The sequence below is a fragment of the Candidatus Nanosynbacter featherlites genome (assembly GCF_005697565.1).
Lineage (GTDB): Bacteria > Patescibacteriota > Saccharimonadia > Saccharimonadales > Saccharimonadaceae > Nanosynbacter > Nanosynbacter featherlites.
The window spans coordinates 737,645-761,450 of record NZ_CP040004.1 but is presented as its reverse complement, the minus strand read 5'-3'; the positions used below and the strand labels follow the sequence as shown (position 1 = coordinate 761,450).

The 23,806-nt window shown below is 47.1% G+C and carries 25 protein-coding genes and 1 tRNA gene; 23 read left to right on the top strand and 3 right to left on the bottom strand.

The window, feature by feature from the left end:
* Entirely contained in the window at positions 1-1,014 is a 1,014-nt protein-coding gene (rfbB, locus tag FBF37_RS03935; RefSeq protein WP_138079674.1) for a dTDP-glucose 4,6-dehydratase, read from the bottom strand.
* 53 nt (positions 1,015-1,067) lie between these two features.
* Here rfbB and FBF37_RS03930 point away from each other — a divergent pair, with 53 nt between their 5' ends.
* From FBF37_RS03930 to FBF37_RS03910, 5 genes are read left to right on the top strand one after another with little or no spacing between them, the layout of a single operon-like run.
* A complete protein-coding gene (locus FBF37_RS03930) occupies positions 1,068-2,060 on the top strand; it encodes a glycosyltransferase family 2 protein (RefSeq protein WP_174843612.1) in 993 nt (330 codons plus the stop codon).
* Positions 2,061-2,080: 20 nt separating this feature from the next.
* Positions 2,081-3,487: an exopolysaccharide biosynthesis polyprenyl glycosylphosphotransferase gene (locus tag FBF37_RS03925; protein ID WP_138079670.1), complete on the top strand. Its 1,407-nt coding sequence runs from the start codon at positions 2,081-2,083 to the stop codon at positions 3,485-3,487.
* A complete protein-coding gene (locus FBF37_RS03920; RefSeq protein ID WP_138079668.1) occupies positions 3,487-4,626 on the top strand; it encodes a glycosyltransferase in 1,140 nt (379 codons plus the stop codon). Before FBF37_RS03925 ends, FBF37_RS03920 begins: the two co-directional genes overlap by 1 nt.
* Positions 4,607-6,046, top strand: a complete 1,440-nt coding sequence (locus FBF37_RS03915; protein ID WP_138079666.1) for an O-antigen ligase family protein — start codon at positions 4,607-4,609, stop codon at positions 6,044-6,046. The genes FBF37_RS03920 and FBF37_RS03915 overlap by 20 nt, the downstream gene beginning before the upstream one ends.
* Positions 6,021-7,724 carry an LCP family protein gene (locus FBF37_RS03910; protein WP_138079664.1) on the top strand — a complete coding sequence of 568 codons (1,704 nt, stop codon included), beginning with the start codon at positions 6,021-6,023 and terminating at the stop codon, positions 7,722-7,724. The genes FBF37_RS03915 and FBF37_RS03910 overlap by 26 nt, the downstream gene beginning before the upstream one ends.
* Before the next feature lie 35 nt (positions 7,725-7,759).
* Here the strand turns inward: FBF37_RS03910 and galE are convergent, their stop codons facing one another.
* On the bottom strand, positions 7,760-8,773 hold the full coding sequence (galE, locus tag FBF37_RS03905) for a UDP-glucose 4-epimerase GalE (RefSeq protein ID WP_138079662.1): 1,014 nt from the start codon (positions 8,771-8,773) through the stop codon (positions 7,760-7,762).
* 55 nt (positions 8,774-8,828) lie between these two features.
* Between galE and FBF37_RS03900 the strand changes: the two genes are divergently transcribed.
* Together FBF37_RS03900 and FBF37_RS03895 are read left to right on the top strand one after the other, a co-directional pair.
* Positions 8,829-9,182 (top strand): LexA family protein, encoded by a 354-nt coding sequence (locus FBF37_RS03900; RefSeq protein ID WP_138079660.1) that lies wholly within the window; start codon positions 8,829-8,831, stop codon positions 9,180-9,182.
* Between the two features lie 61 nt (positions 9,183-9,243).
* A tRNA-Asn gene (locus tag FBF37_RS03895) sits at positions 9,244-9,318 on the top strand.
* Here the strand turns inward: FBF37_RS03895 and FBF37_RS04240 are convergent.
* On the bottom strand, positions 9,277-9,729 hold the full coding sequence (locus FBF37_RS04240; RefSeq protein ID WP_138079762.1) for a GtrA family protein: 453 nt from the start codon (positions 9,727-9,729) through the stop codon (positions 9,277-9,279). The two genes, FBF37_RS03895 and FBF37_RS04240, sit on opposite strands and share 42 nt — an antisense overlap.
* A 196-nt stretch (positions 9,730-9,925) precedes the next feature.
* On the opposite strand from FBF37_RS04240, the gene FBF37_RS03885 reads away from it, so the two are divergent.
* The 16 genes from FBF37_RS03885 (at position 9,926) to FBF37_RS03810 (ending at position 23,781) form a co-directional block, all read left to right on the top strand.
* Positions 9,926-11,158, top strand: coding sequence for an AAA family ATPase (locus FBF37_RS03885; RefSeq protein ID WP_236861242.1), 1,233 nt, complete (start codon positions 9,926-9,928; stop codon positions 11,156-11,158).
* A gap of 9 nt (positions 11,159-11,167) precedes the next feature.
* Positions 11,168-11,794 (top strand): RloB family protein, encoded by a 627-nt coding sequence (locus tag FBF37_RS03880; RefSeq protein WP_138079656.1) that lies wholly within the window; start codon positions 11,168-11,170, stop codon positions 11,792-11,794.
* Positions 11,795-11,837: 43 nt separating this feature from the next.
* On the top strand, positions 11,838-12,572 hold the full coding sequence (locus FBF37_RS03875) for a hypothetical protein (RefSeq protein WP_138079654.1): 735 nt from the start codon (positions 11,838-11,840) through the stop codon (positions 12,570-12,572).
* An 85-nt stretch (positions 12,573-12,657) separates the two neighbouring features.
* A complete protein-coding gene (locus tag FBF37_RS03870; RefSeq protein WP_174843610.1) occupies positions 12,658-15,249 on the top strand; it encodes a mannosyltransferase YkcB-related protein in 2,592 nt (863 codons plus the stop codon).
* 19 nt (positions 15,250-15,268) lie between these two features.
* Entirely contained in the window at positions 15,269-15,715 is a 447-nt protein-coding gene (locus FBF37_RS03865) for a hypothetical protein (RefSeq protein ID WP_138079650.1), read from the top strand.
* Between the two features lie 94 nt (positions 15,716-15,809).
* On the top strand, positions 15,810-16,790 hold the full coding sequence (locus tag FBF37_RS03860; protein WP_236861241.1) for a permease: 981 nt from the start codon (positions 15,810-15,812) through the stop codon (positions 16,788-16,790).
* Positions 16,780-17,529, top strand: coding sequence for a TIGR03943 family putative permease subunit (locus tag FBF37_RS03855; protein ID WP_138079648.1), 750 nt, complete (start codon positions 16,780-16,782; stop codon positions 17,527-17,529). The genes FBF37_RS03860 and FBF37_RS03855 overlap by 11 nt, the downstream gene beginning before the upstream one ends.
* Positions 17,519-17,926: a hypothetical protein gene (locus FBF37_RS03850; protein WP_138079646.1), complete on the top strand. Its 408-nt coding sequence runs from the start codon at positions 17,519-17,521 to the stop codon at positions 17,924-17,926. The genes FBF37_RS03855 and FBF37_RS03850 overlap by 11 nt, the downstream gene beginning before the upstream one ends.
* Before the next feature lie 68 nt (positions 17,927-17,994).
* Positions 17,995-18,267, top strand: coding sequence for a MarR family winged helix-turn-helix transcriptional regulator (locus tag FBF37_RS03845; RefSeq protein WP_138079644.1), 273 nt, complete (start codon positions 17,995-17,997; stop codon positions 18,265-18,267).
* Between the two features lie 5 nt (positions 18,268-18,272).
* Positions 18,273-18,806, top strand: a complete 534-nt coding sequence (locus FBF37_RS03840; protein WP_138079642.1) for a DUF1697 domain-containing protein — start codon at positions 18,273-18,275, stop codon at positions 18,804-18,806.
* A 3-nt stretch (positions 18,807-18,809) separates the two neighbouring features.
* Positions 18,810-19,484: a response regulator transcription factor gene (locus FBF37_RS03835; protein ID WP_138079640.1), complete on the top strand. Its 675-nt coding sequence runs from the start codon at positions 18,810-18,812 to the stop codon at positions 19,482-19,484.
* The gene (locus FBF37_RS03830) at positions 19,481-20,449 is read left to right on the top strand and encodes a sensor histidine kinase (protein WP_138079638.1); all 969 of its coding nucleotides are present in this window, start codon (positions 19,481-19,483) and stop codon (positions 20,447-20,449) included. Before FBF37_RS03835 ends, FBF37_RS03830 begins: the two co-directional genes overlap by 4 nt.
* A 115-nt stretch (positions 20,450-20,564) precedes the next feature.
* The gene (locus FBF37_RS03825) at positions 20,565-21,470 is read left to right on the top strand and encodes an ABC transporter ATP-binding protein (RefSeq protein WP_138079636.1); all 906 of its coding nucleotides are present in this window, start codon (positions 20,565-20,567) and stop codon (positions 21,468-21,470) included.
* Positions 21,467-22,246 carry an ABC transporter permease gene (locus FBF37_RS03820; RefSeq protein WP_138079634.1) on the top strand — a complete coding sequence of 260 codons (780 nt, stop codon included), beginning with the start codon at positions 21,467-21,469 and terminating at the stop codon, positions 22,244-22,246. Before FBF37_RS03825 ends, FBF37_RS03820 begins: the two co-directional genes overlap by 4 nt.
* Before the next feature lie 90 nt (positions 22,247-22,336).
* Positions 22,337-23,347 (top strand): hypothetical protein, encoded by a 1,011-nt coding sequence (locus tag FBF37_RS03815; protein ID WP_138079632.1) that lies wholly within the window; start codon positions 22,337-22,339, stop codon positions 23,345-23,347.
* Positions 23,338-23,781, top strand: a complete 444-nt coding sequence (locus tag FBF37_RS03810) for an AAA family ATPase (RefSeq protein WP_236861240.1) — start codon at positions 23,338-23,340, stop codon at positions 23,779-23,781. The genes FBF37_RS03815 and FBF37_RS03810 overlap by 10 nt, the downstream gene beginning before the upstream one ends.
* Positions 23,782-23,806: the final 25 nt, after the last annotated feature.

Here is a 23,806-nt window from a genome sequence, read left to right as displayed (position 1 = left end):
TTATTGCCCCTGTTTTGCGTAAGCTGCTTCAACTGCTTCTTTTTGGGCCTTCCACCAATCTTCGTGCTCGCGGTACCACTCAATGGTTTGCATTAGGCCGTCGCGCATACCTGTTTGGTTATCGGTGTACTGTGGCTGCCAGCCCAGTTCGCGGCGCAGCTTGCTGGAGTCCATGGCGTAGCGCATGTCGTGGCCAGGGCGGTCATTGACGTGTTCATACCAATCCTTGCCTTTGCCCATCAGCTCGCAAATGAGTTCAATCACCATCTTGTTATTAACATGATCGTTGTCGGCGCCGATGATGTAAGTCTCGCCCAGCTCACCCTTTTCCAAGATGAGGTGAACGGCTGAGTTGTGATCATCAACGTGAATCCAGTCGCGGACTTGCTCGCCGGTGCCGTACAATTTGGGCTTGATGTCGCTCAAAATATTGGTGATTTGGCGCGGAATGAACTTTTCGATGTGTTGGTAGGGTCCGTAATTGTTTGAACAATTGGAAATCGTCGCTTTGATGCCGAAGCTGCGAATCCAGGCGCGTACTAGCATGTCGCTGGAAGCCTTGGTGCTGGAGTAGGGGCTGGATGGATTGTATGGGGTGTCTTCGGTGAAACGGTTTGGATCGTCAAGTTCCAAATCGCCAAATACTTCGTCGGTCGAGATGTGATGGAGGCGCTTGCCGTGCTTGCGAATAGCCTCAAGAATGGTGTAGGTGCCGATGACGTTGGTCTCGACAAACGGCCACGGATTGCGCAGAGAGTTGTCATTATGACTTTCAGCGGCGAAATGCACCACAATGTCAGTTTCAGCCACTAATTTATCCATCAACTCGGCATTACAAATGTCGCCTTCTACAAAAGTAATCTTGTCAGCCACTGGTTGTAAATTGGCAGTGTTACCCGCATACGTAAGCTTGTCGATAACAGTGATGTCGTAGTCTGGCTTGTGTTTGACGGTATAATGTACAAAATTCGAGCCAATGAATCCCGCACCTCCCGTAACTAGCATTCTGGTCATATATATACTATACCATGTATAATAGATTGCATCAGGCTAAAACAGGAGATGATATGAGAGCCGCAGTGGTTATTTTGAATTATAAAGGCTGGCATGACACGAAGAAATGTTTGGCTGCCATGAAAAAGCAGACGCATGAAGATTTTGAGATATATTTGATAGACAATGGATCGGGTGATGACTCGGTTAAAGAATTATCAAAGATCAAGATGAAAAATATTCATTTCCATCAGGAGCCGAAAAATACGGGCTTCACTGGAGGGGTTAATATTGGAATTCGTTGGGCTATTGAACACGGCTTTGACGCGGTTGCCTTGTTGAATAATGATGCGGCTCCAGAGCCAGATTGGCTCAAAAACCTAGCGACTGCTTTGGAGCAGAAGCCAGAGGTCGGTGCGGTCACTAGTTTGATGTTGGACACCACTGGCAACTTCATTGATGACGCGGGTGACGAATATTCTACCTGGGGTATTCCGGCGCTGCGTGCGGAGCATTTACCAAAAGACCAAGCACCTGACAGTGGCCTACTTTTTGGTGCAACGGGTGGAGCAACCCTGTACCGCACCAAAGTTTTTCAGCAAATTGGCTTCTTTGATGAGGACTTTTTTGCGTACAACGAAGATGTTGATATTTCATGGCGTATGCAGCTAGTTGGCTGGAAGGTGTGGTATGAAAAAACTGCGGTAGTTTTCCATAAACATTCAGCAACAAGCTCTAAGATTCCTGGTTTTACCATCAACCAGGTGTTCAAAAACTTGCCACAGGTATTTTGGAAAAATGTACCATTTCCCATGATTATACCGATGTGGTTCAAATTCACCATGATATATTTTATGTTCATGGTGTACCAAATACCAAAAGGTGGCTTTAAATTTGCAGCCAAAGGATTTATACAAAGTATACGCCTATGGCCACAATCTCTGGCTAAGCGCCGCCGCATCCAAAAGACCAAAACCGTTTCAAATGCTTACATTAAATCATTGCTATATCACGGTCTTCCATTGAAGCAGGTGAATCGCATCAAGAAAGCCTTGGGATTTAAGTGATTAGAGGGTAAAATAACACTATGAAACGCGATTTCCTGTTCACCTCAAAAGCGTTACTCTTACTGGCTGATGTTTCGATGGTGGTGCTGTCATTTGCGCTGGCCTATTATTACCGAACACACCTGGACACTCGTGTGTATTATTTTGTGCCGCAAATTCGCAACTTTGTCGTGCTGATTGTGGCGTTGTTGCCGCTGTGGCTAATGGTTAACGCCTTGTCTGGGCTATACAACCGAGAAATATTTTTGTCGCGCCCCAAAGAGTATATGCGCGTGCTGTTGACCTCAGTGATTAGCGTGATGGCGCTAATTTCTTACGAATTTTTCACTGGCGAAGATGTGTTTCCGGTGCGAATCATTGCAGTATACTTTGTGGTCATCAATTTTATTTTGATGATTCTTGGTCGTGAGATTGTGAAATTGATCAATAGTGTTTTGATCTTGCGTGGCTTTGGTAGGCAAAAAGTGTTGATCGTTGGTGATAATGATAAAACTGTTGAGTTGGCAGAATATTTTGGCAAAAATATCAATTATGGCTATGACGTCGTTGGCGTCGTGGCTGGTTATGGTGGTAAAGGGGTTGAAACCTTTAAGAACTTCAAAACGGCAGTAGAATCAGTTCGCCCAGCCATCATCATACAAACTGACATTACACGGTCCCAAGAGGTATATCACTACGCTTTGTCAAACCACCTGACTTATATGTTTGTGCCGCAGCAAGACCGAATGGTGTCCAAAATGAATAGCGTGGAAATCATTGCTGGACTACCAATCATAGAAATTCAGGCAACCCAGTTGTTCGGGGTTGGTCGAGTGTGGAAACGCTTGATGGATATCGTGGTCGGTAGTGTGGCGCTACTACTACTCTCACCAATCATGCTGTTGGTTGCTATCATCATGAAACTGAGCGCACCACGTGAAGCCGTGTTCTTCCGTCAGACCAGGTTAACACGGTTTAACCGCGAATTTAGGATCTATAAGTTCCGCTCACAAAAATCTAAATATAACGGCACAACTCCTGAAGAAGCTTTTACCATGATGGGCCGTCCGGAGCTGATCAAACAATATCGTGACAATGGCGATCAACTGGACAATGATCCACGCATCACTCGGTTGGGGCGATTTCTTCGGGCGACCTCACTGGATGAATTGCCACAACTGCTAAATGTCGTCAAAGGTGATATCTCACTAGTTGGTCCACGAGCCTTAATTCCTCAGGAGATCAATCAGTACAAACGCAAAGATACTATCTTGGCAGTGAAATCAGGTTTGACTGGTCTGGCGCAGGTGTCTGGCAGGCGCGATATTAGCTTTGAGGAGCGACGTCAGCTTGATGTGTATTATGTGCAGAACTGGTCGCTGTGGTTGGATATTCGTATTTTGGTAAAGACGTTTGGGATGGTGTTGTTCCAACGGGGAGCTCGATAATGGCTTCTGAGGGCCAGGAAGCGCCGCGCGTCGCTATTGTCTGTGATTGGTTGACGACCTATGGCGGAGCGGAGAAAGTAGTCAAATCCATCCATGAACTATTCCCTGACGCACCTATTTTTACCTCTCAATATTCTCGCAAGCAGATAAATTGGTTTGATGATTGCCAGGTACATGTCGGCTGGGTGAATATTTTTCCTGCTCGTCTCAGGAAAATTCTGGCAGTACCCAGGGCGTTATATTTCAATCATTTGCACCGTAAATTACGCCACTATGACATTATCATCACCGTTTGTACGGCAGAAAGTAAGGGAATTAAACTCCATCCACATCAAACAGGAATTTGCTATTTGCAGGGCCCGCCGACGCAGTACTTTTGGGGAATGTATGATGACTATGTCAAAAACCCTGGCTTTGGTAAGCTGAACTTCATCGTACGGTTCTTTTTTAAATTGTTAGTTGGGCCGCTGCGTAAGATTGATTGGAAATTTGCTCAGCGACCAACAGTGCTGGTAGCTAACTCGTCGTATTCAGCTGCGGAAACTGAAAAGTACTATAATCGTTCCGCTCAGGTGTTGTTTCCGCCGGTTGAAGTCGATAAATTTACTGTTGACTCGGCCGCTATTTCCAAAGAAGAATTCTTCATCACCACATCTCGGCAGGTTAACTGGAAGCGTTTGGATATTGCTATTCAAGCGTGTTTGTTGTCGGGCAAACGGTTGGTGTTGGTGGGTGATGGTGCGGAGCACAGCAGTTTACAGCAACTGGCGGGAGATAGTCCGCTCATCAGGTTTATTCCGCGCATTGATAATCCTGAGGAGTTAAATACTCTGGTATCCCAAGCAAAAGGATTTATTTTCCCAAGCATTGAGCCATTTGGCATTGCGCCAATTGAAGCGTTGAGCGCTGGTGTGCCGGTGATCGCTTTAAAACAAGGTGGGGCACTGGATTATATTCACGAAGGGGAAAATGGCATATTCTTTGATGAGCAGACAGTTGAGAGTTTGGCGGCGGCAATGCAACGCTTTGACGGTATGACATTTGACAAGCAGCAAGTTTCAGCCTCAGCAAAAGCTTTTTCAGATGTGAGATTTAAGCAGGAGTTGCAGCGGATAGTTGATGATGCGACTAGTAACTAACGTGCGACAACATCTGCCGTCGTGGCTGATAAAAGCTAGCTTCACGGAGAAGTTAGTGTTGTTGGCACCGGTGGCGGTGTGGTTTTCGTATTTTCCCACCATATCTTTTGGTCGGCAAAGCGGCACCAATTTAGAGTTATCAATTGCCGTCATCTACGCAGTAATTTTGGCATTAACAGGACTACCACAAATATGGAGCCGTCGGCACTTACTCTGGCGACAAAAAGCTGTCTGGTTACTGGCTGTGTTTGTGGGTTGGAATCTCCTCAGCATCATATGGTCAGTTAACCCTCTGAGATCAATCCTTGTAAGCGGCCTCTGGAGTGTGCTGTTTCTCGATTTCTTGGTGATATATAACTTGCCGTCACTAAAAAAGATGATTAGCCCGCTAATGAGAGTCACCATCACCACCGCGGTGGTGATGAGCTTGCTGGCAATTATCCAAGTGGCGTACGGTGCCTGGTTTGACTGGGGGTTGTGTGGCGGCTGTGTGGCGCGAGGATTTGGGTTTGTACGCCCAAGTGGTTTTACTATTGAACCACAATTTTTTGGGAGTCTGTTGATTGCTCCAATTCTACTGCTGTCCTACCAACTTCTCCAGAGCAAGGTCACAAAATATGACGTAATCTCTCTCTGTTTGATGTTCATGGCGTTGTACCTGACACTGAGTCGCGGCGCAATGTATGCCGTAGTAGCGGCGGTATTGGTGCAGACGGTACTGGTAAGCTGGCGCACATCAGCCAACTGGCTACGGTCCTCAGCTGTGGTCGTCACGGTGCTAGTGGGGAGTTTTGCTTTTGGTATGATGTGGCACGGGATTTTTACACAACTTAACCCGAGAGTGGCTGATGGGTTTTATCAGTCAATTACTAAATCGATCAGCCATCTGTCACTTGGAAAAATCAACTTACCAAACCCAACATCTCAGCAATCACCGCAAGAGAGTACCTCAGCAACCAGTCCACAAGAAGTGACCCCGGACTCGCCGCCCAAAGCTTTGTTTGATGGCTATGTAGCTAGGTCGACAGAGGAGCGAACTGGCATGTCGCAACTGGCTTTGGATGTTTGGACTAAAAACCCGGTACAGTTCCTCGTTGGTGTGGGTGTGGGCGGCGCAGGACGTGCTATTTTTCAACAGTCCGGCAAGACGAGCGGTGAATTTGAGATTGTCCAAAATGAATTCTTGTCCGTTGGGGTGGAATTGGGAATTGTCGGTGTTGTATTGTTGCTGGTTTTGCTGCTGGCTTTATGCCGAAAAACGTATGCCAAAAAAGCGCTAGCCTGGCCGATTGTACTAGGGTTTGTCCTCCAGTGGATGTTCTTTTCAGGCTTACCAAACGCCCTTCATATTTATTTTGTTGCAATGCTTATGTTTGCTATAATAGATAGAGTTGATGAAAAAGCCGAATATATCAGTTGATGGTTTCATTCCTGCTGGTCGACGACCAGAGCGAGTCGGGAATAAACCCGGTGCTGACGCTCCAAGACGAGTGGGCAGACCGGTTGCTATTGATGGTATGCAGCCGCGACGTACCCCAGTTGCTCCACAAAATTTTCAGCAACCACAACAACTTCAGCGACCGTTTGCTGAAGATAATGATATACAGGCTAGTTTGCGAGAAATTGATAATCAGCCGCAGCGACCAGTCCGACCAGAACCGGATAAAAAAGAGCAGAAGCGCCTCAAAGCAGAAAAGAAACTCGAAAAGATCAATAAAAAGCGCCAGAAAAAGAACAAAAAACCACTGTCATTTGAGCAGTTTAAAAAGCGACGGCTCATCAAGCGCATTATACTGATAATTTTAATTCCGCTGCTGATTTTTTTGGGCTTTCAGGCGTGGCGGTTATACAATAACCTGTCGCGAGTTGTTGGTGGAGATATCCTTGGGTTGTTTACGAAAACACGCCTCAAACAGGATGATAACGGCCGTACGAATGTTTTGATTTTTGGTACGTCGCCTGACGGCTGGGAGGGTGCTGATTTGGCTGACTCCATCATGGTATTGTCTTATCACCAGGACAATAAGGACGCCTACACTGTGTCTCTGCCACGAGACCTGTATGTAAAACATACCTGCCAGTCTTGGCTGAAAACTACCGCCGGAAAGCTAAACGAGAGTTATGGCTGTGGTAAACAAGACGCCAAAGACAGTGGAAAAGACCAGGCTGCCAGCGAACAGGCTGGACAAGCTGAGATAGCCAAAACCGCGCAAGAAGTATTGGGTATGGAAATCCACTACAAAGTGCACGCTAACTGGCGCGTGCTTACTGAGGTGGTTAATGCACTTGGTGGAATCGACGTGAAGGTTGAGGCCTACGACGGCTCATCAATGGTGTACGACGTGGCTACAAAAATCCGCTACCGTAACGGTGAGACAGTTCACATGAATGGTGAGCAAGCCTTGGCATTTAGTCGTGCCCGTGGTAGTGCTGGAGGAATTGGATTGAGTGGCGGTAACTTTGACCGTGAGCGCAACCAGCAAAAAATCATCAAGGCCATCGTCGAGAAGGCTAAGACATCCAACAAGGCAGACTTTAATGTCATGATGGGTATTATTGATGCGCTGGGCAATAACATTAACACCAATTTTGAAACCAAAGAAATGCAGACCATCATTGAGATCCTAAAGGAATTTAACGCAGAAAAGATTGTCTCAATACCACTGGTTGATGAGAAAAATAAGGTACAGCTACTGACAACCTCCAATATCGCAGGCGCCAGTGTGGTGGTGCCAACCGCTGGAACCTACAACTACACGGCCATTAAAAATTATGTCAAAAAACGCATCAGCCCAACAGCTGAGATGAATGAAGAAGCGAGACTGGTGATATTGAATGGTTCTGGTATCGCCGGGGTGGCGGCCGCTGAACAGACGAAATTAACCAAACAAGAGCTAAATGTGGTTCAGGTTGGTAACTATCCAGGCGGCGTGCAAGCCAAACATACCATCTACGACCTGAGTAACGGTACTAAACCAAAGACTATTGAAAAATTGAAGCAAACCTATGGCACTAATGTTGTAACCACCATCCCGCCGACCATCAGTAAGTATAACGCTGACATTGTCATCGTCCTTGGTACAGAAAACCAGCGGTAGGAAGCCGCTGGTTTTGGTTCAGTACGCAAAGCGTCTTATGAGTGGTAGCCGTTTGGATTGTTACTTTGCCAGTTCCATGTGTCTTGACAGGCTTGTTCAACAGATAATTCAGCTTTCCAGTTGAGCTCTCGTTGAGCTTTGTCGCAGTTGGCGTAGCAAGCCGCCAAATCACCAGGGCGACGAGGCTTGATGACGTAAGGAATGTCGTGGCCAGAGGCTTGAGAGAAGGCTTTGATGATTTCCAGAACAGAGGTACCGTGTCCTGTGCCAAGGTTATAGATATTTACACCTGACTTCATGTGCTCCAGCGCTGCCACGTGACCACGCGCCAAATCGACCACGTGGATATAGTCACGTACACCAGTGCCATCTGGTGTGTCATAATCATCACCAAACACGCCGACCTCGTTTAATTTACCAACTGCCACTTGCGCAACATACGGCAGCAAGTTATTAGGAATGCCGTTTGGATCTTCACCAATGGTTCCTGATGCGTGCGCACCGATGGGGTTGAAATAGCGCAAAATAGAAACTTCCAACTCCGGGTTGGCGACTGCAGCATCTTGCAAAATCTGTTCAATCATAAACTTGGTCTGGCCATATGGATTGGTGATTCCTCGACCGGTTGGTGATTCTTCTGTCAGTGGCAGAGACTCTGGATTGCCATAGACAGTGGCTGAACTGGAGAAAACAATTTTGTTGACATGATGCTGTTGCATGGTTTCCAGTAGAACCAAGCTTGAGATGAGATTATTATCATAGTACTCCAGTGGCTTGGCGACTGACTCACCAACAGCTTTAAATCCTGCGAAATGAATCACCGCGTCAATCTGTTGACTCGTGAATACTGCTTCTAGCGCCGCTTTGTCACGCACATCTGCCTCTACAAACGGAACGGTCGTTTTGGTGATGTGCTCAATGCGTCGTATCACTTCCGCCGAGCTGTTCGACAGATCATCCATAATAACCACCTCGTGTCCGCTGTGAATCAGCTCAATGGCAGTATGAGAACCGATATAGCCTGCACCACCAGTCAACAAAATCTTCATCTTTATTATCCTCCTATTTGGTTGTATTATAAGTATAGCAAGGAATAGAACATATATGAAACTAACAAAAAAGCAAAAACAACTACTAGATTTTATTGAAGGATTCATTAGTGGACAGGGATATAGCCCAACGTTTCGAGAGATAATGCAGGCTTTGGGCTATAAATCAGTCTCAACAGTAGCCAAACATATTGATGGTTTGGTGGCGCAAGGGGCCTTGATCAAGCGAGAGGGTAAAGCCAGGTCGCTGGAGCTTTGCATCAATCGCGATACGACCACTGATGTAACTACACCGTGGTGGCAGCAGTTGGAGCAAGAAGCCAAAAAACGTGAGGCCACGGCGGATGAGGTGGCTCATGAGGAGGCAGCCATCCTGAGAAAAGCCTTGGATATTGTCAAAGGTGCCTAATATAACCCTAATTCAGTTCTTTACAATAATGTCATGATACGGTACAATGGCAATACGGTATTCCGGCATAGCTCAGTGGTAGAGCGGTTGGCTGTTAACCAATAGGTCGCTGGTTCGAGCCCAGCTGCCGGAGCCAAGAAAAGACACTTCTACGGAGGTGTTTTTTCTTTGTTTTTTGAAATACGATTCGGTACCACACAAAATTCCACATCAGACTGATGCTGGTGGCGGCTAATTTTGCCATGCTTAAGCCAAGTGTGCTGGTTATCCCGAGCAGTTGGACGAGTAGCCATATGACGACTGGTTGTAAAATCCACAGGCCAGTGATGGTGATGCAGATGAACTGGACGATTGGCTGGCGGTTGGTCTTGAAGGTGAATCGCCTATTGAGAATATAGCTGCAAACCATTCCTGCGGTGGTTGAAATGATAATAGCTAATAGTAGCGGTGCGGTGAGCCATATCAGCAGAGTGTATATTGTGACATCAACGGCGGTGTTGAGAGTGCCGATGGCGGCAAAGGTGGTGAGTTGTTTGCGAAGATTCATGTTGGTGAGTATAGCGGGTGGGGCTGTAAAAGAGCTGTAAATAACAAGAATAAGACTTATAAAATGATTTAAAATAGCATATTTTGTGAAAATAACTCAAATCATTGCATTTTAGTGTATATTTTGGTATAATTTCAGGCAGGAGAAATTTATGCTCATAGAATTTAGAACTGCAAACTGCCTATCATTTAAAGACATGGCTGAGTTTAGTATGCTTGCTTCAAATGATAAGACAAATGGAGATAATAATACCTTTCTAGTCAACAATAGGCGCATTCTTAAGAGCGCGGCTGTTTATGGTGCCAATGGTAGTGGCAAGACAAATTTCGTTCAAGCAATTGATTTTATGCGAAATCTTGTATTAGAGGAAGCCCCAATACGTAACTGTGCTTATAAGCTTGATAGAACTATGAAAGATGAGCCAACCTTCTTTGAAATAATTTTCATGAAAGATAATATAAGGTATAGATATGGCTTTGAAATTGACAGAAAGAGTGTCTTGTCAGAATGGTTGTTTTATGTTCCGACAACTAGAGAAGCATCTCTTTTTATTCGAGAAAAACAAAACATAACTATTGGCCGTTCATTTAGAGAGGGAAGAATATTAAGCGATAGTATCAAAAAGGATAAACTATTTTTATCATTTGTAGCTCAGCTTAATGGTGCAAGCATTACCCAATCTATCATAGAGTGGTTTGAGGATATGTCTGTTATGAGCGGGTTAGACTCTGATTTGAGTAATACTACTGATATGCTTTTAGAAGAAGGCAAGAGCGGCAAAAAGAGAAAGAAACAGGTTCTTGATATTCTTAATAGATTTGATGCTCAAATTGAAGATATCGCTATCGAGGAGCGATATTTCGTGCCTATTGCGATACCTGCTGATTTGGAGATATCTGACCAAGCGAGGGCTTTTATTGCGAGTGTAAATGCACTCTTTGAAAAAGAAGGTGGGGGGAAGAAAATGCCACCCCGAGTTATCATTTATCGTAAGACTTACGAAGACGGTAAAGAGTCGGGTATTGAAGAGTTTGATCTTCGGCAGCAAGAGTCTGATGGTACTAAAAAATTATTTGCCTTAGCGGGAAGCTTGGTTCAGTCGCTTGAAACTGGTAAGACAATCGTCGTAGATGAACTTGAGTCAAAACTTCATCCACTCGTAACGAAAGAGATTGTAAAACTTTTCAATTCAAAGATTAGTAATAAAAAGAACGCACAGTTAATATTTACAACCCACGACACTAATCTTCTGCAGGGAAACCATTTTAGAAGAGACCAGATCTGGTTCACAGAAAAGGATAAGTATGGTTCCTCTCATTTATATTCATTGTTGGAATATAAGCCCCGAAAAGATGCTTCATTCCAGAAAGATTACATAAATGGTAGATATGGCGCGATACCATATATAGGGGATTTTAATAGTTTATAGATTAACATAATGAGTAGGAGGGTAAAAGCATGGGAGCGCTCTAGGGGTAGGAGCCGACTCTCTAGAAAATCAGCAAACCGTGAGGTTAAACCGCGGATTCTTATCGTTTGTGAAGGAAAAAGAACGGAGCCAAACTATTTTAAGGGATTTAAGGTTAGAACCATGAATGTAGTTATAGAGCCAGCAGGGGCGGTACATACTAGCGTAGTCGATAGGGCACTAGCCTTGATGGAAGAAGATGGCGATTACGAAGAGGTTTGGTGTGTATTTGACAGGGATAAGAATAGAGCAAACCCTAGTGACGTTGCTTTATTCAACTCTGCGATTGAAAAAGCTAAATCCAATGGAGTGCAGGTTGCATATTCTAATGATGCATTTGAACTTTGGTATTTGTTACATTTTAATTACTGTGACACTCAAATATTGCGTTCTGATTACATCGTTAAGTTGAGGGAGATTATGGGCACCTATAAAAAGAACGATCAGTCAATGTATGACAAACTTGAAGATAAGGTAGATGTTGCGATCCGAAATGCGAAGAAGCTATATAGACTGAGCGATAAGAATGACCCTGCCAATGCCGACCCCTCCACTACTGTTTTTATGCTTGTAGAGAGGTTGCTTGAACTAGAGTGAGGATAACGAAAAAGAATAGATATTGATCAAGGCAATTAACCGTATGATAGTTAATAAAACACAGTTTACTTTTTCATTAAGGGCAGAATGGGGACCTAGCGACCCAGAAGTAGAGAGTATTTGGTTTCTATTTAAGAAGGCTGCAGAAAAAATAGAGAATGACAAGATTAGAGATGAGGCTGATTTCTGCGCGGATCGTATCTATGAAAAGCTTCAGGAAGCAAGGAATCACTACAAGGTGGTGGCGGAAAGTTGTTTTAATTCGCGACCCAGTTCTGAAATAACCGCGGTTTATAACTCACTCTATGGTTGCCTATGGAGTGCTTATAAGGATAGGCTCGTAAAATTTACTAGATCATTTGGATATGATACGGGATGTCTATTTTCAGGAGATGATTATGAACAGCAAATGAGTGGGTTTATTAGGCGGCACCCCGAGGTGAGCGACTTGAAATCATTTATTGATATTCAGAAGCGGACTTGGCAGGATTATCTGCGCGACAATCGTAATGTAAATGAGCATGACGGGGATTTTAGAAATAAGAAGAATGTTCCAGATTTTAATAACCAAGAAAACGCAAAACAGATATTTATAGCAGTATCAAAAACAATTGAGATGGTAGGCATCACTCTGTTATCGTACAAGTTACCAAAATACATAAACGTAATACTTGTAAATAATAAGGCTACTGTATTTGATCGTGCTCACAGGTATGAGGTTCGTCATGCTCTTCAGGGGACTGACGCAAAACCATTATTTGATAGCCCATATTACTAATCCTCCTGTAAGTGTAAGAAGAGCTGGATTGATATGTTCTTAAAGCAAAATTACAGTCCCCTCATCTATAGTTGCTTGCATGAATATGAAAGCAGCAACCATAGCCCAACCGCTGGCTCGGTCGCGGCACCTCGCCACTTCTGAGAGCCAGCCATCATTTCGGGCGATTGCCCGTCCGCTCGTCGATATCGTCGTACCAGTGCTTAATGAGGAGAAGATTCTTCAAAAAAGCATCATGACGCTTGATGGGTATATGGCGAAACACCTGCCGTATCGCTATCAAATCACCATCGCGGACAACGGTAGTCAGGACAAGACGCTGGAAATTGCCAAGAACTTAGCGGAAAAGCACCGGTCGGTGCGGGTGGTGAGCCTGGTGGAGCGCGGTCGCGGGCGGGCGCTCAAGCGGGTCTGGCAGAATAGCCCGGCAGACATTTTGGCGTATATGGACGTTGATCTGTCGACCAGCCTGGATGATTTTCTACCAATGATTCAGCCGTTAGTGGCGGGCGAAGCCGGCGTGGCGATTGGCTCGCGGCTATTAAAAGATTCTAGAACTAGTCGTGGCGTGAAGCGGGAGTTCATCTCGCGTTGCTATAACAACATTATCAAATGGACCTCAGGTACCAAGTTTAGTGATGCGCAGTGCGGCTTCAAGGCGATTCGCCGGGATGTCGCCGCAAAATTCTTACCGAAAATCAAAGACAATGAGTGGTTTTTTGACACTGAATTGTTAATAAAAACTGAGCGGGCGGGTGTGCCGATTTATGAGCAACCGGTGACCTGGATTGAGGATACGGATAGTCGCGTGAAAATTGTGAAAACGGCTGTCGATGATCTGAAGGGGCTATACCGCGTCAATAAAGAACTAGACAAACGGTCATGGTTTGAGAGGTGGACTCTACCAGTGTTGTTGGCGTTGACTAGTGTATTGTATTTGTTTGGCGCGCTCCATAACGGCATGGCGAATAGTTACTATGCGGCGGCAGTGCAGGCGGCCAGTCAGGATTGGACGGCGTGGTTATTTGGCAGTTTGGACGCGGCTAATTATGTGTCGGTTGATAAGCCGCCACTAGCGACAATGGTGATGGGACTGAGCGCTCGGTTGTTTGGCTTTTCAAGCTTTTCGATGTTACTGCCAAGTGTACTAGCAGGAGTTGGTTCAGTGTGGCTAGTCTATGCGGCGGTGAAGCGGCAGTTTGGCTTTATGAGTGCGGCAATCGCTGGGACGGTATTGGCAATGACACCAGTGGCAGCACTAATGTTTGGCTTCAATAATCCTGATGCGATTTTGACATTGATGTTGACCGCTAGTGGATACGCGTTTTTACGTTCGCTGGAAGGTAAACGGCCACTGTTGTGGTTGGGTCTGGCGGGGCTATTCACGGGGCTGGCGTTTAACACCAAGATGTTGCAAGGACTAATGGTACTACCAGCGATGGTACTAGTCTATCTGGTGTTTGCCAAGCCGCCGATCATCACGCAGTTTCTGCACATGATGTTTGCGGGCGTCATCACCGCGATATCGACGCTGTGGTGGAGCGTGCTGGTCTGGCTGACGCCAGCTGGTAGCCGGCCGTGGGTGGGTAGCACTAATGATAACAATATTTGGAGTTTGATTTTTGGCTATAACGGCCTTGGTCGACTGCTCGGTGGGCGTGGTGGAGGTGGTGGCCCAGGCGGCGGACATGGCCCAGGCGGTACGGGCTTTGGTGGGCAGACGGGAATTTTCAGGATCTTTAACAATGATTTTGGGCCAAATATTGCTTGGTTACTAGCCTTAGCTCTGGCGGGTGGTGGGCTGATGCTGTGGATTTTACGCAAAACGCCACGAACGAATCGCGGGCGGGCGGCAGTGATTTTCTGGATGCTATGGCTACTGATTCACATCGTGATTTTCAGCATGACCAGCGGCGTGATTCACCCGTACTACGTGGTGGTGATGGCGCCAGCGGTGGCGGCACTCGTCGGTATCAGTCTGCCGTTCCTGTGGGGTGCATATACCAGGCGCAAACCATATGCATGGCTACTGCCGGTGCTGGTCGGCGTGACGGCAGTGACCACAGTGATTATCATCGGTTACGCTGGGACGATGACGTGGCTGATGTGGATAGTGGGTCTATTGGGCCTGGCGGGGATGATTGGACTATTAATCAACCTTTACACGCCGCGCCGGTGGCTCCAAAACTCAGCAATTGTCGCTGCCCTAGCCGCCTGCACGCTCGCCCCGACGGTGTATACCCTAGCGACAGTCAACGTCGCGCACACTGGTAGTATTCCGACGGCCGGGCCGAGTTCGACGGCGATGCGGGGTAGTAATAATGAAACATCACAGGCGGACAGTCAATTGGTGCAGTATCTTTTGCAGCATCAAAATGGCGCGACCTGGCTGGTAGCAGTAGCCAGCGCCAACGAGTCGGCGGCGATTCAGCTAACCAGCGGCCAGCCGGTCATGGCGGTCGGTGGGTTTAACGGTAGCGATACGCCGCTGACACTGGAACAATTTAAGCAATTAGTGAAGGACGGCAAGGTCAACTATTACGCCATCGGCTCACATGGTCGTAGTGGTGGCCCAGGCGGCGGTAATAATGAGATCACGGCGTGGGTCAAACAAACTGGCACCGTTGTTAATTATGGAGGTAGCGATGTAACACTATACAAACTGTCCGCAACGTAAACTAACGAAAGGAGAAATTATGGTAATTTCACAAACCAAACAAGCACAACTCACCACACCAGAAGCGGTCTATGATCAGCCTCTCGCGCCGCGCCCGAATGGCACGAATTCTGGCAAGAATGGTCTGAGTACTGGGGCGATCACTGGCCTAGCAGTCGGCGCCGTAGTGGCCTGTACGCTCAGCTTTGTCGTCGGTATGCAAGTCGGCGGCTCGCAAAATAGTGGCATGAATAGTCAGGCTGGTGGTCCGCCGGGTATGAGCCGAAGCCAGAATAGTCAGCCAGGCGGCCCAGGTGGACAAACGGGCGGCGCACCGGGTGGTGGTCAGAACCAGACTGGTCAAAATTCACAAACGCCAGCGACGCAGAGTAGCAACGGCACAGGGCAAAATAACCAAACTGCGCCGTCGTCACAGACCGGCTCAGCACAGCCGCCAACCACTAACACCGCGCCGCAGTCCAATTAACCGGCGTGCAAATCAGCAAAAAAGTAGCGTCTGCCTCCTCGGGCGCTGCTTTTCTTGATTGTTAAAAATGGCAGATCAGACGTATAATAGATGAGTGAAAAAACGTCAAAGTACAAATAAACGTTGGCTATTGGCTGCAGTGGTAGTTGCGGTGCTTCTTATGGTGAAAGTTATTGGACGTAACCTGTCCATGGAACTACCTAAATATTTTCAAGATTTTATTACTCTGAGTTTGAGTGTCATCATTGAAGCATTGCCGTTTGTGATGCTGGGTATGTTTTTTTCCATGGCTGTTCGAGTGTGGTTGCCTCACGACTGGCTGCTTCAGCACTTACCAAAACAACCATTCCTGCGCCGTGCTCTCATATCACTGCTCGGGGTGTTTATGCCGGTCTGTGAATGTGGCAACGTGCCGTTAGCGCGCGGGCTGCTTGCCAAAGGTTTAACGCCAGCAGAATCTCTCACTTTTCTTTTGGCGGCACCAATACTAAATCCTGTGACCATCATCACAACTCAGCAGGCATTCTCTGATGATACCACTGTACTGATTGCCAGAATTCTGGGCGGTTTTTTGATCGCCAATCTCATTGGTTGGATATATAGTTCCACGCGACAAGACGCCATGCTGCGTCCAGAGTTCGTCGCCAGTTGTAAAGAAAAACGTGACAATTCAAACAGGCTCGTTGACGCGCTACATTTTTTCAAGCATGAAACTCGCACCATGATGCCAGCGCTGATCATCGGCGCCATGGTTGCTGGTCTCATCCAAGTTGTTGTGCCACGCGAAACCATCTTGTTGTTAGGAAACAGCCCGGCCTGGTCAGTGTTGGTTATGATATTGTTGGCGTTCGTGGTGTCAATTTGCTCTAGTGTTGATGCATTCTTTGCATTGGCATTCCGCGGTACGTTCACCTCTGGTTCACTGGTCAGCTTTCTGACATTTGGTCCGATGATTGACATTAAAATGCTGAGTTTGATGCGCACGACATATCGCCGAACGGTACTGGTGCAAGTGTCATTTTTGGTAGTACTACTAACAGCGCTACTGGGATTGGTGGTAAACTATGTATTCTAAGGTATCGAGATGGATTAACAAGGTAGACGAATGGAGTGGTATTGTGCTGATATTGACTGCCAGCATTGCCACTATATGGCTATCTTTCGAGGAAAATCTCAAATGGTATATTCATCCGCGCTATGAATTATTTTCCCTGGCATTAGCAACGACTGGCGTTTTACTCGCTCTCGCCACACTCATCACACTACCAAAGCACAATCACAAAACCTCACATAAACGATATCGGCCATATGGCACCATGGTGATAATCATCATCTCAATCGTCATGCTGCTGGTGATACAGCCGGCAGCGTTGACCAGTTTGACGGTGAGCCAGCGGGTGATGAACAGTGGGGCAAACGCGACCAGCGATGCTCGTGAGTCGGCCATTCTCAAAGAAAGAGGTAGCTACACCAACTTCACCATCAAAGATTGGTCGCTCTTATTATCCCAATCCAGCGACCCAAAACAATACCAAAACAAACCAGCCAAAGTTAGTGGATTTATCACGGCCAGCAAGGATGAGAATGTTTTCTTTGTTTCGCGTTTTGTGGTGACCTGTTGTGCTTTGGATGCTCGCCCAATTGGCGTGCCGGTGTACAGCCCAGGTTGGCGCAAAACTTTTGCTCCAGATCAGTGGGTAGAAACTAGTGGCGTGTTCATCGCCAATCCAAATACCAACACTACCGAGCGTACGGTCCTGTCGCCTGATTATGTCAGACCGATTGATAAGGAGAAAAACCAATATGTCTATTAGTTTTGTGAAACGAACTCAGCGGTGGCAATGGGTGATGGCGGTCGCGATTATTGCTGTTGCTACTATGTTTGTCCTGGTCGACAGGCAAGGTCCACGGTTGCGGCGTGCCGAATACGTCCCGGCACCAAAATCTGGTAGTGTTGCCCAGTGGCGATTTTATTTTAATCAGTCAGTCAAAGACCCCTCGCCAGACAATGTTCGTCTGTCGGCCGGGCGCTTATATGGCGTGACGACAACAAATGACGTTGTCACGGTTCAGGTACTCAAAACAGGCCCAGAACCAACAGAACAGCACGTCACCATCATTGATCTACAGAGTAAATACGGCAATCGTAGTAGTACTATAACGCACGTGGTTCGCAAGCCAGACACATTGTTCTACAATCCTACCAAATAATCATTGTTTACAGCTTTTTTAAAGACTGGCAGCGTATCATCAAGGTATCACTAACAGAAAGGATGATCATGAATAAGGCATACGCAAACGAAATTAGTTTAACTACCAACGAGGCGCTGGTATTGCAACAAGTCTACGAAGATGGCGGCGATGATGCAGCCACGCTGGCAGCGCAAATGGGCATGCCACGTCGAACGGCGATGAATGTGCTGGCGGACTTGCGGCATAAAGGTTTGATGGCGATCGACCAAGCCTATGGCGACGCCTGGGTGCGACCAACCACGCGCGGTAAACGACTGGTGCAGCGAATTTGGCCGGAGGCGCAGGCGATAGTATACTAAAGAATATGAGATATATCCTGTTGCTCCGGGGCATCAATGTCGGCGGTAAAAACAAAGTCTCCATGAAAGACCTCACGGCGAGTCTCGAAGATTTGGGGTATCAGCATGTCGTCACTTACATTAATAGCGGTAATGCCATATTTGATACTGATGATGACCTGACGACAGTCAAAGAGAATATTGCTGTCATGTTAGGGCGTTTTCCGTTTATCATCAAACACGTCATTCTGACGAAAGAAGAGTATTTAGGCGAAGTATCTGGTCTGCCAGAATGGTGGCACCAGCCTCTGGCACGGACCGACGTGTTGTTCTATACCGATGACGTTGATCCTGAGTATATCAAGGAGCGGATTGGTCAAATGCCACTTCATGATGAGGTTGTTCATTTTGGCAAAAAGGCGGTATTTTGGGGTAAATATAGTGAGAAAGAATTTTTGCGTACGTCATATCACAAGCTACTGATGAAAGAAAAGTTTTACCCGCTGATTACTATTCGCAATGGACGAACATTTGATATGTTAGGAAAGATGCTGGGGTAGGGCATGCGGATTTTACTAGTAGAAGATGACGTGGCGATCGCCCAGTCGCTGAAGGAAGGCTTGGAAGACGAAGCCTATGCAGTTGATGTAGCACATGACGGTGACGAGGGTTACCGGACGGCGACGGCGGACGAGTACGATGTGATTATTCTTGATGTGATGCTGCCGGAAATGAATGGCTATGAAGTGTGCCGGGTGCTGCGCAAAGATGGTAATCAGACGCCGATTTTGATGTTGACAGCACGTGATGCCGAGCGGGATATTGTCGAAGGCTTGGACGTGGGCGCTGACGATTATTTGGCGAAGCCGTTTAGTTTTGAGGTGTTATTGGCGCGTCTTCGTGCTTTGCTGCGTCGTCCGAATGAGAAGCTGGAAGAAGTCTTGCGAGTTGGTGATTTGACGCTTGATCCGAGCTTGAAAAAAGTGACGCGGGCGAATCAGGAAATTAGCCTAACCACCAAAGAATATGCTGTCTTGGAATATCTGATGCGTAACGCTGGCAAGGTTTTGTCCAAAGAGCAAATCATCTCGCACGTGTGGGATTTTGATGCCGATGTCTTGCCGAACAATGTTGAATTATTCATCATGTTTTTGCGGCGCAAAATCGATAAACCATTTGACTCAAAATTGATTCACACCGTCCCGGGCTTTGGCTACAAACTGGAGGATAAATCATGAAACAGCAGCGCGTCAGGCGGTTGGCATTGAGTTATTTAGCGGTGATCATGACGTTGTCGCTGGCCTTTAGTGTGATTATTTATGCTATCACCTCCGTGCAATTAAATCGTCCATTACCGCCGGGTGAACATGCTCAGCAACCGCCAGAGCTTATTGAACGTCAGTTTAGTCGCCGCCTGGAGCAACGCAACCGCGAGACGCGCGGGTCGGTGATTATGTCGCTGGTGGTACTCAATGGCGTGATGTTGCTGGTCGGTTATTGGCTGAGTCTGCTATTGGCACGTCGGACATTGGCACCAATTGAGCGGTCGATTGAGCAGCAAGCGCAGTTTGTGTCGGATGCCAGCCATGAACTGCGGACGCCATTGACAGCATTGATGACCACCAACGAAGTGGCGCTGCGCAAAAAAACGCTGGATGACGACAGGGCGAGAGTGGTGTTTCAGCGCAACATTGACGAGGTTGAACAATTGCGCACACTGACGGATAATTTGTTGCAACTTACCCAGGTTAATAATCAGCAGATTGAAAAACGGGCAGTCGATATGGCCGAGCTTGTCCGCGACACAGTTGATCGCTACCAGCCGGCAGCTGACAAGAAACGAGTGGCACTGGATATGCAAGTGGCATCAATAACACACACAGTAGCGGTCACGGCGGTGACGCAAATTTTAGGCACACTGATTGATAACGCCATCAAATATTCGTCACCAGACAGCACTGTCATAATTCGGCTGGACGGACGAGCCCTGTCGGTTGTCGACCAGGGGATTGGCATTGCAAAAAAAGACCAGGCGAAAATTTTTGACAGATTTTATCGTAGCGATGAAGCTCGCACTCGCGGGCAAAACTCGGGCTATGGTCTCGGGCTGGCTATCGCCAAGGCGGTGGCTGATAAGAACGGTTATCAATTGAGCGTTAAAAGCGAAGCGGGTCAGGGCTCTACCTTCAGCTTACATTTCTGATAGTTGACCAGTTGATCGCTTACAATTAATAAAAGTTAAGTTTTGGTTTGGTGGTGTAAATTCCTACTATGCGATATACTGAAACCATAGCAAATAATAACTAAAAGGAGTCGTTATGAGTGATACTTCACCGCTGATATTACACGGACTTACCAAGCGCTTTGGCCGCAAACTAGCAGTCAACAATGTGTCGTTGGAGCTATACGAAGGTGAAGTATTTGGTTCTCTCGGGCCGAATGGTGCGGGTAAAAGTACAACGATTCGGTCGGTGATGGATTTCTTGAGGCCGACGGATGGCTGGGTAGAGTTGCTGGGCGGACAGAGTGTCGAGGAACGAACGGTGCTTCATGATCAGGTTGGTTATCTGGCGGGCGATATTGCGCTATATGAAAATATGACTGGCCGAAAATTGCTAAAGTTTTTGGCGCGGATAGGTCGGAAGGTTGATTGGAAGTATGTTGATGAGCTGGCTGAGCGTTTTGAGGCGGTACTGGATCGACCGATCCGCCAGCTTTCCAAGGGTAATCGCCAGAAAATTGGTCTAATTCAGGCCTTTATGCACCGACCAAAATTGCTGATTTTGGACGAACCGACCAGCGGGTTGGATCCGCTGATGAAACAAGTGTTTTACGATTTGGTGCGCGAAGTTTCCGAGCAAGGCGCGACGGTATTTGTCAGTAGCCACGATCTGACTGAAGTGCAAAAAATTTGCCACCGCGCTGGCTTTATTCGTGATGGAAAATTGATTGCTATTGAACCTATCGCGACCATGAAACATCTGGCGACTCACCGCTACATTGTGACCTTTGCTAAAAAACCGTCCCTGGCGGCAGCCAGAAAACTGCCATCCATCACCGATGTTCAACGCCGCGGTGACGAATACGAATTCACTGTCAAAGGTGACGCGGCAGAGTTTGTTTCATTCATCGCCGAACATAAACCAAAAGTCCTGCGCGAATCAGAACTAGAATTGGAAGAATTATTCATGCGGTATTATGAAGGCGAGGAGGTAAAGCGATGATGTGGCAGACGGTACGGCAAAATTACAGATTGCCGCTGTTTTTGGGTGTTGGCATTAGCGTTGTGGCAGTATTGTTTTCAGCGTTGTTCAATAAATTTAGCGATCAACTAAGTCCGTTCATCGACATGATGCCGGCTGGGATGAAAGCGGTGGTTGGCGATTTGGCGATTGGTACCACGCCAGAAGGTTGGCTGAGTATTGAGCTGTTTCCACTGGTGGCGATGGTCGGCGTGGTGATTACAGCGATTATTTTCGGCGCTGGGGTAATTGGTCGAGAAGAAGATTCGGGAACGCTCGAACTATTGCTCGCCAGCCGGCGGAATCGCGTAATGATTGTACTACAAAAATATTTGGCGATGGCGGGATTGTTGGTGATTCCTCCAGTGATGTTGTTGGCGACCATTGCACTCATCGGTCCGCTGTTTGATTTTCATCCAAATCTCACACATGTTGCTGGGGCTTGTGTGAGCTTGTGGCTTTTGGGCCTTAGTTTTGGTAGTCTCACCTTTGTCACCCAGGCGGTGACGGGCCGGCGCGGGCTGGCTGTTGGCGTTGGCAGCCTGCTTTTTCTAGCAATGTACGCCCTGTCGATTACTGCTAAATTGATTGAAAGCTGGAAAGATTACGACGTTTGGTCGCTGATCCATTACTACAACATTCCGGGCAGTTTGATGGATGGATTAGACCTAGGAAAATTGATAGTCTTAATCTTTGTGAGCTTAGCGGCGCTTGGTGTGGCAGCGATTGGCTTTTATCGGCGAGATACGGGAGTGTAATTCAGGAAACTGACGTTATATGACTGACATAGATCTGTTTGATTATATGGCGCAATAGAACAGGTATATGGTAAATGTTATAATTTCCATATGGAAACCTTGCCTCGCCCTGATAAGTTGCTGACCGACAGATCATTGCAATGTGCTGCAGCGGAGCTCGGTGTCGATGTATCTGATTTACAAATTGCATCAGTGAGCGGCGGCTTTTCGCGCAATCGCCGCGCCTTGGTGTCGGCGGGCGATAAGACAATTTTTGTTAAAGAGGTTGATGTTGATTTACTGCCGGACGACGGCGAGCGGGAATTGGCTTGGCTGAAAAAAGACTATGAAGTGACGCGGTTATTACAGAAACTTCACCCGCAATATGTGGCTGACTGGACTACGCTGGCTGGTGATGGATATGTGCTGATGACAACCAGTTATGCGTCAGCTGACGGCTGGTTGTGGCGGCCGCCAGCGGAAAAATCTGTGGCCAAGCGGTATATTTCAGCGGTGGTGACGGCGGCTCGTGAACTGGAACAAACAGAGCTACCATATAAGGTGATTGAGGAACTGCAGTTGCAACCATTTGTAGCGGCGGAGCTTGGCTTGGATGACGGCATTGACCAGATTATTGCCGAGGCTGATATTCGCCGTCAGCTAATTGATAACTACCGAACATTATTACCGGAGCAATCAGAAGCCAATCAGCGGTGCTGCCAGAAGATGATGGAGTTACTGAGCAGGAGTGATGAATTAGCAGATATTTCGGTACGTACTAAACAATTTGCCAAACAGCCAGAAGATTGCTTTAACCATTCTGATCTTCGCAGTGATAATTTAGCATTTCATATGCAAACTGGTGAGTTGAAATTAGTTGATTGGAATTGGGCTTCCTATGCACCGCGAAGGTCTGGGGCGACGGAGTTTCTGGTCGACATGGCGCGGCATGGTCAGGATGTAACACCATGGCTAGACGAACTTAATGTGGAGATGTTAGCGGCATTTGTCGGTTTTTATCTCATCCGCAGCCTCAAACCGCCGCTCCAGCCGGGCGATACTCTTCGTCAAATGCAGGCGCTGTCAGCGGCCACCGCTTATGATTTGCTGGAGTGCACGTGATTACTTCTCATCCGCTAATCATTCTCCGCGGTAATTCTGGCTGTGGTAAAACCAGCACGGCGCGCCTACTCCAGCGTCAACTAGGCTACGGCGCGATGCTGGTGTCGCAGGATATGGTGCGGCGGGAAATGCTTCGCGTGAAAGATAGTGAAAGCAACCCGGCGATTCAGCTGATTTACGATCTATGCATGTACGGCAATAACGTTGGTTATGCGGTGATTTTGGAAGGTATTTTGAGCAATAAAAGATACGGCACGATGCTGCACCAGCTGCTGAATGATTTTCAGGGCGAAAAATTGATTTATTATTTTGACGTATCGTTTAAGGAAACGGTGCGCCGCCACGCCACGAAGCCAAACGCTCATGAATTTGGCGAATCGGAAATGCGCCAGTGGTGGAAAGACCAAGATATTTTAGGTGTGCCAGGTGAGTAGCGAATTGGCGAGAAGCTGGTTCAGG

Excerpts from the sequence above, each read along its gene's own strand:
- FBF37_RS03930 (WP_174843612.1), top strand. The coding sequence starts at position 1,068 with ATGAGAGCCGCAGTGGTTATTTTGAATTATAAAGGCTGGCATGACACG.
- FBF37_RS03825 (WP_138079636.1), top strand. The coding sequence starts at position 20,565 with ATGAGTGATACTTCACCGCTGATATTACACGGACTTACCAAGCGCTTT.
- FBF37_RS03885 (WP_236861242.1), top strand. The coding sequence starts at position 9,926 with ATGGCTGAGTTTAGTATGCTTGCTTCAAATGATAAGACAAATGGAGAT.
- FBF37_RS03830 (WP_138079638.1), top strand. The coding sequence starts at position 19,481 with ATGAAACAGCAGCGCGTCAGGCGGTTGGCATTGAGTTATTTAGCGGTG.
- FBF37_RS03835 (WP_138079640.1), top strand. The coding sequence starts at position 18,810 with ATGCGGATTTTACTAGTAGAAGATGACGTGGCGATCGCCCAGTCGCTG.
- FBF37_RS04240 (WP_138079762.1), bottom strand. The coding sequence starts at position 9,729 with ATGAATCTTCGCAAACAACTCACCACCTTTGCCGCCATCGGCACTCTC.
- FBF37_RS03875 (WP_138079654.1), top strand. The coding sequence starts at position 11,838 with ATGATAGTTAATAAAACACAGTTTACTTTTTCATTAAGGGCAGAATGG.
- FBF37_RS03815 (WP_138079632.1), top strand. The coding sequence starts at position 22,337 with ATGGAAACCTTGCCTCGCCCTGATAAGTTGCTGACCGACAGATCATTG.
- FBF37_RS03870 (WP_174843610.1), top strand. The coding sequence starts at position 12,658 with ATGAAAGCAGCAACCATAGCCCAACCGCTGGCTCGGTCGCGGCACCTC.
- FBF37_RS03820 (WP_138079634.1), top strand. The coding sequence starts at position 21,467 with ATGATGTGGCAGACGGTACGGCAAAATTACAGATTGCCGCTGTTTTTG.
- FBF37_RS03925 (WP_138079670.1), top strand. The coding sequence starts at position 2,081 with ATGAAACGCGATTTCCTGTTCACCTCAAAAGCGTTACTCTTACTGGCT.
- FBF37_RS03900 (WP_138079660.1), top strand. The coding sequence starts at position 8,829 with ATGAAACTAACAAAAAAGCAAAAACAACTACTAGATTTTATTGAAGGA.
- FBF37_RS03920 (WP_138079668.1), top strand. The coding sequence starts at position 3,487 with ATGGCTTCTGAGGGCCAGGAAGCGCCGCGCGTCGCTATTGTCTGTGAT.
- FBF37_RS03910 (WP_138079664.1), top strand. The coding sequence starts at position 6,021 with ATGAAAAAGCCGAATATATCAGTTGATGGTTTCATTCCTGCTGGTCGA.
- FBF37_RS03845 (WP_138079644.1), top strand. The coding sequence starts at position 17,995 with ATGAATAAGGCATACGCAAACGAAATTAGTTTAACTACCAACGAGGCG.
- FBF37_RS03880 (WP_138079656.1), top strand. The coding sequence starts at position 11,168 with ATGAGTAGGAGGGTAAAAGCATGGGAGCGCTCTAGGGGTAGGAGCCGA.
- rfbB (WP_138079674.1), bottom strand. The coding sequence starts at position 1,014 with ATGACCAGAATGCTAGTTACGGGAGGTGCGGGATTCATTGGCTCGAAT.
- FBF37_RS03855 (WP_138079648.1), top strand. The coding sequence starts at position 16,780 with ATGTATTCTAAGGTATCGAGATGGATTAACAAGGTAGACGAATGGAGT.
- galE (WP_138079662.1), bottom strand. The coding sequence starts at position 8,773 with ATGAAGATTTTGTTGACTGGTGGTGCAGGCTATATCGGTTCTCATACT.
- FBF37_RS03840 (WP_138079642.1), top strand. The coding sequence starts at position 18,273 with ATGAGATATATCCTGTTGCTCCGGGGCATCAATGTCGGCGGTAAAAAC.
- FBF37_RS03915 (WP_138079666.1), top strand. The coding sequence starts at position 4,607 with ATGATGCGACTAGTAACTAACGTGCGACAACATCTGCCGTCGTGGCTG.
- FBF37_RS03850 (WP_138079646.1), top strand. The coding sequence starts at position 17,519 with ATGTCTATTAGTTTTGTGAAACGAACTCAGCGGTGGCAATGGGTGATG.
- FBF37_RS03865 (WP_138079650.1), top strand. The coding sequence starts at position 15,269 with ATGGTAATTTCACAAACCAAACAAGCACAACTCACCACACCAGAAGCG.